Below are 12,744 nucleotides of genomic sequence, written 5' to 3' on the forward strand. Positions count from 1 at the left end.
GTAAGGGGTGATATCTGTGCATAAGAAGTTAACCTTAAGTATTACTTTTGTAGTTGCATCAATTATCTTGTTTGCTTTCTCACCTTGGATTACAAAAGATATTGCTGAAAAAAGAGCAATAACGGGATTTCAAAACCAACAAAAGGGCATTGTTGATGGTTGTGGATTTAATTGTGATGGGTGTGGTTTAGTAACATCCGAGAATGTATTGTTTGGTTATAATGTCCGAATTGAATATGCTTGTGGACTAATATTAGAAGACATTATGGAAAATCACCAGATAAAAAATGTATTTGTTTCTTTTTTAGGAACTGTACATTGATTTTCACAAACGCGGCAGGTTAGTTAAATAAATCAATAAAAGCATTCTTAAAGGGGATTTGTTATGCCAATATCAGATTATTATAAACAACTTCGATTAAAAGTAGGTAAAGACCTAATATTTATGCCGAGCGTTGCTGCGATAATAAGAAATACCAATGATGAAATATTGTTCCAATATCCTGGAGAAGGTGAATACTGGAGTCTACCTGCCGGAGCAATTGAACCAGGTGAAGCTCCTGCTCAAGCACTTATACGTGAGGTATGGGAAGAAACTGGATTAACAGTTAGACCTAATAAATTATTAGGCATATTTGGTGGTGAAAGTTTTCGTTTTACATATCCTCACGGAGACAAAGTTGAATACAATGTGTTTGTTTTCGAATGTAATATAATAAGTGGAAAATTAACTGCAATAGATGGAGAATCTGCTGATTTACAATTTATTAAGGAAGAAAACAAGCCAAAACTTGCTTTACCATATCCAGATTTTATATTTAACAAGCAGCATTCAGATAACGTTTATTTCCAGTGGGATAATAATTGGGCGTACAAATAATATAAACTTTTTTGATATTTATGATCTAGACAACAATAAGCTACAAATTTGTTATTGGAAATAAATTAAGAATTTCTTATTCAATTATAAGGTGCTTTAGTGAAATATATCGTTGAATACAGCTCTTTTTTCTTGTTCACTAATGCACCCCTAAAAGTACACAAATAGGTGGCGTACAAAAATTACATTGATTGGTTCAGGAGGGTCAGGGAAATCTACTCTGGCACGAAGATGAGGGGAAAAGTTGAACACAGAAGTTTATCATTTAGATACATTGTGAATTGGTTAAAAAAGTTGATTAAGTATCGCGACAATTAATCTGCCAACATTTCTACAATACAAAAACATTAAAATCAGATTTTCTTATTAACTTAAATAGTTGTTCTACTTGTCATTTCATTCACTGTTAGTTTCTTGACTTTTCTTTTCATCTGCTTGCATTTTCAATTTTATTAAATCGTTAATCGTTACAAACTTATAGCCCTGTTTTTGAAGTTCTGGCAAGATTTTTTCCAATGCCTTCACGGTCTGTGACCTATTTCCACCGCCATCATGGAACAGAATAACATCCCCTTCTTTTGTTCCTTTTAATACCGTATTCACAATTTTATTCACACCCGGGTTTTTCCAGTCTTGTGTATCTTGGTGCCATGACCACATGACAACTTGAAAACCGTCTTTTACAATTTCTTCAATCATAGCATCGGTATATTGTCCTTCAACTGGTCGAAATAGGGTTGGCGTGAAACCTGTAATGCTGTAAATGGTGTCATTTGTTTGTTTAATTTCTTTCATGATCTTCGAAACATTCCTACTGTAAGGGTGTGTATAAGTATGATTCGCCAAGTCATGTCCCTCTTCGTACATTCGTAATACAACTTCCGGATTTTTTTCTGCTTGTTCACCAACAAGAAAAAAAGTCCCTTTTGCGTCGTATTGTTTGAGTAAATCCAAAACTTCCGTGGTATACTTTTTATGTGGACCATCATCAAATGTCAAGGCTACTACCTTTTCCTTTGTTTTAATATCCCAAATAATCATTCCTGCTTCTTCATAAAATTTTCGACCACGGTCTGCCGAAACGCTTTTATTCTCGCTGTCAAAAACGTAAAAAATGGCAACACCTATAAGGAACAAACCCAGTAATGAAAGTACCACTTTTTTCACAAAAACACTCCCTTAAATATATTTCGATGTAATTTATTATTTGTTAATTTCACTATATAAATGTACCGTTTTTGTGAAATTAAAATTGCGAATTTTATCCATTAATGTTCAATATTCGAGCCCGGTTTTATATTGCAAAATAATATTTTGAACATTTCTTTAAACTAAACTGTTTAAATGTTCCCCTTTTACCTTTTCTTTATTCCATCTTCTTCGTCAGTCAAGTAATATTGTGACCTTTAGCTAATAGTTCATACCTCTTCAATAATTCTTCAACTGATAATTTTTCTGATTATCTTGGATCAAAAGTTATACTCATGTCGATTTCGCATTGAAAAAATTTTTTTCTCATAAGCCCAGTTATCTTTAAACTATTTCCATAATTTATGGTTGAAAAATATTTAAATAAATCTCTCTACCTACCCCATCGCAAGTTCATTTTCTTATTAAGCTAACAGGTACTTTAGTAAAAAAAGACAAAAAACGAGCTTGGAAATGCTCCAAGCTCGTTTTCTATAGAAAATCAACCATTCACTTTAATATAGCCATATAAAATTACCTCTTAAACTGTTTGCGGTTTTAAAGAGCGTCGCAGAATTTTACCCGTTGTATTTTTAGGAAGTTCCTCTAAAAATTCAAATTTCTTCGGCACTTTATATTTTGCTAGTTTTTCTGTACAATAGTCATGTAATTGCTGTTCTGTTAGAGTAGAATCTTTTTTCACAACAAAAGCAAGCACTTCTTCTCCAAAGTTTGGATCAGGAACTCCGACAACCGCAGCCTCCACTATACCCGGATGAGTAAAAAGCACTTCCTCTACTTCACGAGGATAGACATTAAAACCACCGACAATTATCATATCTTTTTTACGATCAACGATGTAGAAATAGCCTTCTTCATCCTGTTTTGCAAGATCTCCAGTGTATAACCAGCCTTCACGAATCGCACTTTCTGTTTCTTCCGGCATTTTGTAGTAGCCCTTCATCACGTTAGGTCCGCGAACGATCAGTTCTCCTACTTCCCCTACTGGAACTTCTTCTCCAAGCTCATTGACGACTTTATTTTCTACATTTACAATATTTGTTCCAATGGAACCTGGCTTACGATCGCGGTCAATTGGGTTAAAGCATGTTACCGGGGATGCCTCAGACAAACCATATCCCTCAGACACACGTAAATTGAACCTGTTTTCAAAGTTATGCAACAGTGCTACCGGCAATGAAGATCCACCCGAAATAGCTAAGCGAATACTAGAAAAGTCCTCTTCATTTGCATCCTGGAATTGATACAAGAAATTGTACATCGTTGGAACACCTGCAAACACTGTTGCTTGATGCTCTTTTGCGATTTTAAATACTTCTTGTGGGCTAAATCTTGGAATTAATAGTAGCGTTGCACCCATTAATAATGGTGCATTTACCACAACTGTTAGAGCAAATACATGAAATACAGGTAAAGTCGTGATTACACGATCCTCAGTATTTATCTGCAAGTACTCAGCAACATCGCGAGCATTTGAATAAATATTATTGTATGTTAACATTGCACCCTTTGGATGACCAGTTGTCCCCGAAGTATATAAGATTACAGCTACATCATCTGGATCATTATTCACTGCAGAAGTACCCAATGTCGCAGAAGAAATCATTACTGAAAACGGTTTCACTTTTGTCTTCAAGTTTTCTGGGAGTGCAGCTAATTTTTGAACAGTATCTGGCTGTGTCTCACAAATGATATAGTTTTCAACTGAAGTAAAAATGCCAGCTGCTTTCTCCACTAAAGGCAATAGTGCATCAAGCGCAATAATTACTTTAGCATCACTGTTTTTTACTATATAACTAATTTCATCTGGCGAATATATTGGATTTATCGGAACTGACGTAGCACCTATTCGCATAGTAGCATATAGAGAAATTAAAAAATGAGGTGAGTTACCCAATAAAAAACCTATATTATCCCCTTTTTCCACACCAATTGATTTTAGTGCTCCTGCAAATAACTCCACAGACTGTTCGAATTCTGCGTATGTAGTATCTTTCCCCATAAAGTTATAGGCTATCTTCTCCGGATGCTCATTGGCAATTTGTTGAACACGTGAAACTAAACTCATATTCTCGTCTCCCATCTTAATTAAATGAATAACCATTCATTTTCCCCATATTCATTATATAAGAAAAGTTTTGACAATTCAAGAAAAACTAGAATATAGAATACTAGAGGTTCAATTGGTTATATAAAAAAGAAGGCTACATTCGTAACCTTCTTTTTTTATTGAATATGAGCAATGTATCTCCAACGGATCAAAAAGAAATAAGAAACTTGAATAATCGTAAATGCTATCAACACGAGTAACATTTCCATCGCAATAGAAACGGCTGCTAAATCCACCCAAAATGCTTGTAAAAACATAAACGAAAATGTACTATGCACCATAGCTAATCCCCATGGCAAGAAAAATTGAGGAATTAACTGGCGATTGACGATTTTCACTAGCTCTCTATCCGTAACTCCCATTCTCCGAAGTACATCATATTGTTTTTTATCACGCTCCAAGTCCGTATAAAGCTTAAAATAAACAAAGCTCCCTGCCGCAAGCAACAATACAGCTGCCACAAGTAGACCAGTAAATAACAATAAGGAAAATGTAGCTCGGATAATCGAATAATTTAAGCCAGGATTGGCGAAATAGAAGGCGTTCGGATTTACATTCGAAGTACCCATAGATTGTGTCATAATTTTGTCTAAGTTAGTTCCTACATCCTTCGTGCGGAGCCATTCGGAAACGTGAAAAGCATAAAATGTCATGTGAGATTCTCTTAAGCCATGCCCATATAAAGGCTCGGTAACGAATTCATAATCTTCATCACTAATTATTAATGACCTATCTTTAATAGCGAGTGAAGGAAATATTACCCGTTCATAGACACCTTTAATTTGAATTGGTATACTACTTTCCTCCAACACTGTTTGCTCGTCTTCTGCTCTAATACCATTAAAGTCCTCTTGCGTATTCGGTAGAATCATCGCTTCCCCTTCTTGTAGGTCTATCAAAGGGATTTTCAACGCAACCGCTAAACTATTCACTTCCGATTCCTTTATTAGATTTACTTTGTCACGTAAATTGGAGGAAGTTTGTTTTTTTACCTTGAATTTAATCAACTCATAGGATAGCCCTTCCATTTGAAGCTCCTGGGATATTTTCATCACATGCTCGTCCTCAAAGGGATTATCCCAATTGCTCGAGTAGAAAACACTGACTGGATTCATTTCTCGATATTGTGCTGTAAAAGAAGTAAACGAGGTTACGACACCAACCGATAGAAATGCGATCGTGGAAACAATGGTTACGATAAAAAACATCCGAGCATTTTCTCTTATCTTAATAGACCCTTCCGCAAAAGCGATCAATCGAAAAGAATGCCAATACAAATTCTTGCGCTTTCGAATAATCCCTAACAAATACAAAACACTATCTGTATAAAATAGATACGTACCTACTATAGCTAATGAAATAATTATAAAACTCATATATACTTTAAGCTGAAAAAGAGAAAAAATTACTAAACTATAGGCAGCCAACAACAGTAATAAGCCTAAAATTGCCCTTCCCTTACTGTAAACCTCTTCCTCGTTTTGCTTACCAAATCCCTTTAGTAGCTGAATTATATTCTTTTTACGTATGAATACCGAGCTACTAAACGAAATAATGACAAACAATGATAAAAACACAAAAATAGTCAAAGTAAAAGGCTTCCATGAAACATACAACGGCAGGCTATCTAATAAAAACATTTCTCGAATGACCATAAAGAAAAACTTAGAAAAAGAAAATCCAAAAAAGATTCCGACCGTTATGGAGATAAACCCTAAAATCATCGTCTCTAAGAAAATCATCCGATTCAGCTGACGTTTGTCCATTCCTAAATTGAGAAGCACTCCAAATTCCTGCGAACGTGCCTGCAAAAAAGCACTCATCGAATAAAACAAGAAAAACAACGTGAATATGATCAGAATTACCTGTGCTATAAACATTCCACCAAAGGCGATATTCTGCAAAAATTGATCTTCAATACTTGGGTGAAACATTAGCATTGAATAGACAAAGAACACTAAAACAGAAAAAATACTCGCCAATAAAAATGCAGCATAAACGCGAGCATTTCGAATAACGTTATGATAAGCGAATTGTTGAAAGGTCATTTACATTTCCACCTAGCAAAGATAAGACATTTAATATACGTTGAAAAAACGTTTGTCTTCGGTCATCTTTATAAATTTCATTAAAATACTCGCCATCCTTTATAAATAAAACTCGATCACAAAAGCTTGCCGCAATTGGATCATGGGTCACCATAATGATGGTCGTATTACTTTTTTTATTTACCTTAGACAATAGTTCTAATACATCCTTTGCGGCTTTTGAATCCAGATTTCCCGTTGGTTCATCTGCAAGTATAATCGAAGGCTCATGTATTAGAGCTCGTCCAATAGCAGTTCTTTGTGCCTGCCCTCCTGAAATTTCGAATGGTCTCTTTTCTAAAATAGACGTTAAACTCAACTGCTCCGCAACTTTATTTACTTTTTGTTTCATGATGCTTACGGGCTGTTCGTCTAAAGTTAATGGCAATACCATGTTCTCTTCAACTGTTAATGCAGGAAGTAAGTTGAAATCTTGAAAAACAAAACCAAGCTGTCTTCTTCGAAATAAAGATAAATCATTGCTTTTCAATAGCAGAGGATTTAAATCATTAATCGTCAAATCTCCCGAAGTAGGCTGATCAATCGTTGATATTAAATTAAGTAATGTTGTTTTACCACTCCCGGAAGGACCCATAACTGCAAGAAACTCGCCTTTTTCCACCTCGAAGCTCAGCTGATTAATCGCTAAATGCGCAACTTTCCCCTCATACACCTTCGTTATTTCTTTCAGCTTCAATATCGACATCGAGCTCACCTCGTTCTGTAGATTCATGTTGTTCAAATATAATCGATACAGACGTTCCTTCTCCAACTGTTGACTCAATTTTCATCTCATGTCCTAATCTATGACATACCTCTAGTGCCAAATATAATCCCATCCCAGTTGATTCGCCAGTTTTTCTGCCATTTTCTCCAGTAAAAAATGCTTTGGTTACCCGTTTCATATCAGAAGCAGGAATACCTATTCCTTCATCTCTTACCGTCAAAATGACTTGATTATGTTCAAAGAAGGTTTCAAAGTATATTTTTTTGTTTTCCTCAAATGTATATTTGATCGCATTCGTTAAAAATTGTGCTAGTACAAACCGCAGCCATTTCGGATCAGAAGTAATTATACATTCTTCCACAATCGAAATAACTGGAAATACATGACTCCCTATAAACAAACGCTTATTAGTCGAGACTACCTCTGTAACAAGCTGCTTTATATCAATCTGTTCAATTTGCATATCTTCTTCAAATGTATCTAGCCGTGCATTCATTAGAACTGCATCCAACCCACGCTTCAATCGATCCATCTCCTCTGAAACACCAGCTGCTTCTATTTGATCATCCGCTTGCGTCATCAGCTCTATAACCGATATAGGAGTTTTCATCTGGTGCACCCAGCTATTCATAAATTGCAAATGTCGATTTTGCCTAGCATAGAGAAGCTGCACTTCTTTTTGATATAACCGATAAATATGCTGCAAATATGCCTCGACCTGTTTTATCTCAGGGGACCTGGCCTCCCGTTGTAATACCCCTTCTATTTCAGTAGGTACGGATAGAATCTTTTTATAGAAAGCATATTTTTTTATAAATAATGTTCCTAAAAAGGTGAGGGTCAATATACTAGTAATAACAATGGAATACACTGCAGTGTCTAAGTTTCGAAAGCCATCTAGCCAATATAAAAGCATCACAAATAAGACCAATAATACCTGAAATACTAAAAAGACTAAATGCTCCTTTAAGAACAATCGAATCATATTATGACTCCTCTGAGCTTAGGATTAGTCGATAGCCCGCTCCTCTTACCGTTTCAATTGTTGATAAAACATGATAATCACTTAACTTTTTTCGCACTCTTGTCATATTTACATTTAATGTATTTTCATCTACAAAAGACTGATCATCCCACAGCTCTTCTAATAGCTGCTCTCTAGTCACTAGCTTCGGATAATTCTTTAATAATAACTCCAGAATCGTACATTCTTTCTTTTGGAGGGGAATTTCACCTTGTACAGTATGTAACTCCATTCGTTCCATATAAAGCTGTAGTCTACCAACCTTTACAACTCTTTCTTCCTGCTTTGCGGCATATTCACCATATGTTCTTCTTAAATGGCTTCTTATTTTAGCTAGGACGATTTCATAGTGAAAAGGCTTCGTGATAAAATCATCTCCACCATTTTCAAGCGCAAATATTTGATCCATTTCTCCTGATCTCGCAGAAACGAATATGATTGGGCAAGTAGTTAACTGGCGCAATTGACGACACCAGTAATACCCATCATATGATGGTAGATTAACATCCAGCAAAACAATATGCGGATCAAACGCAGTAAACTCTTCTATTATTTGATCAAAATCCTCAATTGTATGCACTTCATAATGATATTTCCTTAAAGTATCTGCAAGCAAAGATGCTATCTTTCGATCATCCTCTACAACTAACACACGATGCGTCGTCACAATAATCCCCCTTCACAAAAACAGTTCTTCCTTTATCATATCAAAAAAGAGCCCAACATACGTCAGACTCTCTTCCATTTATCAATAAATTAATTGAACAAGCTCTTCTTTTGTAATACCACCGAAGTATTTTGGTACGTCGATGTTTGGAAACAGTCAATCCAATAACTCACTTGAAGAAGTTAATCGTCGCGATAATGATCGGTGCGCTAAATACAACATCAATCAGGAATGCACCTACAATTGGCACGACCAGGAACGCCGTTCGAGAAGGACCATACTTGCTCACGGTTGCGGACATGTTCGCCATTGCATTTGGAGTTGCACCCAGCCCGTGGCCTAAGAATCCAGAGATCATGACAGCCGCATCGTAGTCCTTGCCAAGCATTCGGAACATCACAAAGATGGCATACAAGACGATGACGATAACCTGGATGAGTATAATGCCGATGAGTGGTAGAGCGAGATCTGCGACTTCCCACAGCTTGATGCTCATCAATGCCATCGAGAGAAAGATCGCAAGCGAAACGTCACCGATAAAGTTGATTTCCTTCATGTTCACCGTGCCCTTTACAAAGCGGTCGGCAAGATTCCGGACAATGACCGCCACGAACATCGCCCCTATATAGGACGGCAGGACGAAGCCGGTAACATTCGTAAACAATTCACCAAGATAGGTTCCAACTGCCATGCAAAACGTGATGAGGGCGACCTGGACCATGAACGACCATTCTTGAATCGGTTTCTCATCCTTCTCTACATACTCCTCTACTTCACCCGATGCCGGCTTTAAGTCGTGTTTCTTAATCAGATACCGCGCAACCGGGCCGCCGGTAAGGCTACCGCAAATCAGGCCAAGTGTGGCGGCGGCCATGCCAATCGTCAAGGCCGAGGAAATGCCCAAGTCCTCAATCGTCTGTCCGTACGCCGCAGCGCCGCCATGCCCTCCGTTCATCGAAACTGCCCCGGCCATGACACCCAACAGTGGGTCAATTCCAAACAATTGAGCAAACGAAACACCGATGACGTTCTGCAAGAACACCGTGACGCCGCACAAGAGCAGGTAGATGACTAAGAGCTTCCCACCTAGTTTGATGAGCTTGAAGCTTGCTCCAAGACCCACCGTCGTAAAGAAGGCAATCATGAACAGCGTCTGTAGCGATGTATCCAATGTAATCTCGACAATCCCCGTAGTTTTCAACATTAGAGCTAAAGCGGCAAATATTAAACCGCCGACGACAGGCGCCGGGATCAGGAACCTGTTAAGGAATCCAATCCTGTTTACAAGTGCCATTCCAAGCAGATAGAGAGCTACTGCAAGGAACAGAGTGGTAATCTGGTTGAGTTCAATCATTTATCTTCACCTTTCTAAAAAGCCTTTACCATTTTCATCAAAATTCTGGTAAACCTCGGATATGTTAAAGCTTGTCGTTTTTTCATTTACACATACGTGCCGAATGAAAGATGCCAGCTGATCACGGCATGTGTCGAATTCCGTTTCTCCCTCAAACACATATGTGACGCCGAGCTCATCTACACGGTTAAAAAGCTCTGGCATGTTGCAATCGTCTCACTGTTGATTTGTCTATCCAAAGATTGCAACCGCTTTCCTTATACAAAATGTTCATCCTAAACTAATGTCGGTACACAAGGAAACCATCCCAAGGTGAAAATTTGATATACCTTAGTAAACGCTTTCATCCCTAGGAGATAGAGTTATAGCTAATATTCTCCGGGAGGCTTATTGAATCCTACAAAATCCGACGTTCCCCATTATACTTTTTTAAAAAATGGTGAATTTTACTCATCCATTCAATTAGCACTCGCTAAACTTTTCATTTGCTTTAGGATTGTTCAACTACAATTTACATAATATAAAAGACTGAACCACCTAAATCGTTGACAAATCAACGTTCCAGGTGGTCTTCTTTATAAATCAAACACATTTATGGTAGGGTTCCTCAATCAAAAAATTAGAAGTTTCTAGAGTGGAAATCTTAGAAGCGATAATGTGGTTGCTACTGCATCAAAAGAGGGGTTTTGCACTAGCTCATTTAGTTTAAGTACATTCTTTACAAATTCAATACAATTTTGGAGAAGTATTCATTTTAATAGTAGAAAAAAATCACCAGAATTATTGAGCGGTGATTAGTTTCCAATGCTTAAAAACAAGCCGATTTACTAGAGAAAATCAGCTTGTTCTTTTTTTGTGGCATATTAGCATTTAATGATTCCCATTCTTAGGATTCATGTCATCCGGTACCAAACCTTGATAATATCGAGGTAATGACTTAATTTTTCTTCTTTTATCGAATCCATTCAAAATACCTGCCAAAATATAATATTAGAAAGCAATTTTCAAACCGAATTATACAAGGGAGATTCACCCTTGGGAAGTCTCGTGTCAGAACTCCATTGTTCAAAAAAACGTTGATATGACTAAGTTTATAGAGCATTCTCCTAAGTTTCAAAAAAGAGCCCGACATAAGTCAGACTCTCTTCCATTTCTTAATAAATTAATTGAACAAGCTCTTCTTTAGTAATACCACCAAAGTATTTTGGTACATCTACGTTTGCTAATGCTGCTTCAATGCCTTCTTTACTATAAGGTTTGCCAGTTAGTAACTGCTCTACTTCTGCCATATCCCCTACACCGAAGAAGTCGCCGAAGATCTTTACTTCTTCAATCATTCCTTTGTTCACATCTAAACGAACATCTACTCCTCCGACTGGGAAACGGTGAGAATGCTTCATGTTGAATTTAGGTGACTTACCAAAATTCCAATCCCATTGTTGGTAACGTTCCTCGGAAAGCTTGTGGATATTTTCCCAGTCTTGATCTGTTAACTCCCAGTATTGTATATTTTCTTCACCATCAAAAATAGAAGCAAGAAGTTGTGAACGGAACTGTTCGATTGTCATTGGATTTTCTAACAGTTCATTAATGTTAGTCACACGGCTACGAATGGATTTAATGCCTTTTGATTCAATTTTTTCCTTGCTCACTTTCAAAGCTGATACAACAGCATCTATTTCTGTATCAAACATTAATGTTCCATGACTGAACATACGTCCGCGAGTTGAATATTGTGCATTACCAGAGATTTTTTTCCCGCCAGCCATAATATCGTTTCTACCAGATAACTCCGCATCAACACCCATTTTAGCTAGAGCATCTATAACAGGCTGCGTAAACTTCTTAAAATTACGGAAACTCTCTCCATCATCCTTTGTTAAAAAGCTGTAATTCAAGTTGCCTAGGTCATGATACACAGCACCGCCACCGGACAGCCTGCGGACTGGGATTATCCCATTTGCTTCAACAAAATCAGTATTTATCTCTTCTATCGTATTTTGGTTTCTCCCAATAATAATGGAAGGCTGATTTATGTAAAACAGAAGAAAAGAATCCTTTTCAACGTCCATTGTATTCAATGCATACTCCTCAATAGCTAAGTTAATGCGTGGATCTGTTATTCCTTTATTGTCGATAAAATACATGTTCATCTCTCCTTTATCATTATTTTATCAAAAGTTCCGATAATATGTTGACAAATTGAACTGTGTTATAATACAATGATGATAATAAAGTTAGTTATATAACAGATGGAGGTGGAACAACTATGTTAGAAAACGTAATTGAATTTTTCCGTAACCTGCCCGCTAAGAAATGTGCATCATGTGGTGAAGCAATTGAAGAACAGCATGAATGCTACGGGAACCACTGTGATAAATGCACTAAAATTTAATTAACAATTAAAATCCCACTAGATACTCCCCTTTCTAGTGGTTTTTTTATTAATTAAAAAACGCACACACACTTTAATACCATTACCTATTTCTATCGTTTTCACTGGTCTTAGAACAGACTTGTTACTATTTCATTACTGCGCAATTTTTTTATAAGTCTGTACTAACTTAAGAACTACTCACTTTATTGATTGTAGTGGACGGCGTACGCCTGGAACGGAAATCAGCGGTCTGATTGGATTATACTTTAAACCAAAAACCCACCTCTTTTATGAGATGGGTTTTAAAAA

General features: G+C 36.9%; 12 protein-coding genes. 3 read left to right on the top strand and 9 right to left on the bottom strand.

From position 1 onward, the window contains the following. Positions 1–16: 16 nt before the first annotated feature. Both ACIQX2_RS14730 and ACIQX2_RS14735 read left to right on the top strand, forming a co-directional pair. The gene (locus ACIQX2_RS14730; protein WP_402851937.1) at positions 17–322 is read left to right on the top strand and encodes a hypothetical protein; all 306 of its coding nucleotides are present in this window, start codon (positions 17–19) and stop codon (positions 320–322) included. Positions 323–385: 63 nt separating this feature from the next. Beyond that, positions 386–880, top strand: a complete 495-nt coding sequence (locus ACIQX2_RS14735) for an NUDIX hydrolase (protein WP_402851940.1) — start codon at positions 386–388, stop codon at positions 878–880. Between the two features lie 396 nt (positions 881–1,276). Here ACIQX2_RS14735 and ACIQX2_RS14740 read toward each other — a convergent pair whose 3' ends face one another. The 9 genes from ACIQX2_RS14740 to lplA form a co-directional block, all read right to left on the bottom strand. Then, on the bottom strand, positions 1,277–2,047 hold the full coding sequence (locus ACIQX2_RS14740; protein WP_402851943.1) for a polysaccharide deacetylase family protein: 771 nt from the start codon (positions 2,045–2,047) through the stop codon (positions 1,277–1,279). Between the two features lie 562 nt (positions 2,048–2,609). Beyond that, the gene (locus tag ACIQX2_RS14745; RefSeq protein WP_402852157.1) at positions 2,610–4,157 is read right to left on the bottom strand and encodes a fatty acid--CoA ligase family protein; all 1,548 of its coding nucleotides are present in this window, start codon (positions 4,155–4,157) and stop codon (positions 2,610–2,612) included. 158 nt (positions 4,158–4,315) lie between these two features. Next, on the bottom strand, positions 4,316–6,247 hold the full coding sequence (locus ACIQX2_RS14750; protein WP_402851946.1) for an FtsX-like permease family protein: 1,932 nt from the start codon (positions 6,245–6,247) through the stop codon (positions 4,316–4,318). Continuing rightward, entirely contained in the window at positions 6,219–6,992 is a 774-nt protein-coding gene (locus ACIQX2_RS14755; RefSeq protein ID WP_402851949.1) for an ABC transporter ATP-binding protein, read from the bottom strand. The genes ACIQX2_RS14750 and ACIQX2_RS14755 overlap by 29 nt, the downstream gene beginning before the upstream one ends. Further along, entirely contained in the window at positions 6,952–7,998 is a 1,047-nt protein-coding gene (locus tag ACIQX2_RS14760) for a sensor histidine kinase (RefSeq protein ID WP_402851952.1), read from the bottom strand. Before ACIQX2_RS14760 ends, ACIQX2_RS14755 begins: the two co-directional genes overlap by 41 nt. Before the next feature lies 1 nt (position 7,999). Beyond that, entirely contained in the window at positions 8,000–8,704 is a 705-nt protein-coding gene (locus ACIQX2_RS14765) for a response regulator (protein WP_402851955.1), read from the bottom strand. A 169-nt stretch (positions 8,705–8,873) separates the two neighbouring features. Beyond that, entirely contained in the window at positions 8,874–10,058 is a 1,185-nt protein-coding gene (gene gltS, locus ACIQX2_RS14770; RefSeq protein ID WP_402851958.1) for a sodium/glutamate symporter, read from the bottom strand. Positions 10,059–10,064: 6 nt separating this feature from the next. Next, on the bottom strand, positions 10,065–10,262 hold the full coding sequence (locus ACIQX2_RS14775) for a hypothetical protein (protein WP_402851960.1): 198 nt from the start codon (positions 10,260–10,262) through the stop codon (positions 10,065–10,067). A gap of 950 nt (positions 10,263–11,212) precedes the next feature. Beyond that, a complete protein-coding gene (lplA, locus tag ACIQX2_RS14780) occupies positions 11,213–12,205 on the bottom strand; it encodes a lipoate--protein ligase (protein ID WP_402851962.1) in 993 nt (330 codons plus the stop codon). Between the two features lie 122 nt (positions 12,206–12,327). Between lplA and yhfH the strand changes: the two genes are divergently transcribed. Continuing rightward, positions 12,328–12,453, top strand: a complete 126-nt coding sequence (gene yhfH, locus ACIQX2_RS14785; protein ID WP_402851965.1) for a protein YhfH — start codon at positions 12,328–12,330, stop codon at positions 12,451–12,453. The last annotated feature ends 291 nt before the right edge of the window (positions 12,454–12,744 follow it).

The organism is Psychrobacillus sp. NPDC096623, assembly GCF_044762655.1.
Lineage (GTDB): Bacteria > Bacillota > Bacilli > Bacillales_A > Planococcaceae > Psychrobacillus.

Excerpts from the sequence above, each read along its gene's own strand:
- ACIQX2_RS14735 (WP_402851940.1), top strand. The coding sequence starts at position 386 with ATGCCAATATCAGATTATTATAAACAACTTCGATTAAAAGTAGGTAAA.
- ACIQX2_RS14745 (WP_402852157.1), bottom strand. The coding sequence starts at position 4,157 with ATGAGTTTAGTTTCACGTGTTCAACAAATTGCCAATGAGCATCCGGAG.
- ACIQX2_RS14750 (WP_402851946.1), bottom strand. The coding sequence starts at position 6,247 with ATGACCTTTCAACAATTCGCTTATCATAACGTTATTCGAAATGCTCGC.
- ACIQX2_RS14755 (WP_402851949.1), bottom strand. The coding sequence starts at position 6,992 with ATGTCGATATTGAAGCTGAAAGAAATAACGAAGGTGTATGAGGGGAAA.
- ACIQX2_RS14760 (WP_402851952.1), bottom strand. The coding sequence starts at position 7,998 with ATGATTCGATTGTTCTTAAAGGAGCATTTAGTCTTTTTAGTATTTCAG.
- gltS (WP_402851958.1), bottom strand. The coding sequence starts at position 10,058 with ATGATTGAACTCAACCAGATTACCACTCTGTTCCTTGCAGTAGCTCTC.
- ACIQX2_RS14775 (WP_402851960.1), bottom strand. The coding sequence starts at position 10,262 with ATGCCAGAGCTTTTTAACCGTGTAGATGAGCTCGGCGTCACATATGTG.
- lplA (WP_402851962.1), bottom strand. The coding sequence starts at position 12,205 with ATGTATTTTATCGACAATAAAGGAATAACAGATCCACGCATTAACTTA.
- yhfH (WP_402851965.1), top strand. The coding sequence starts at position 12,328 with ATGTTAGAAAACGTAATTGAATTTTTCCGTAACCTGCCCGCTAAGAAA.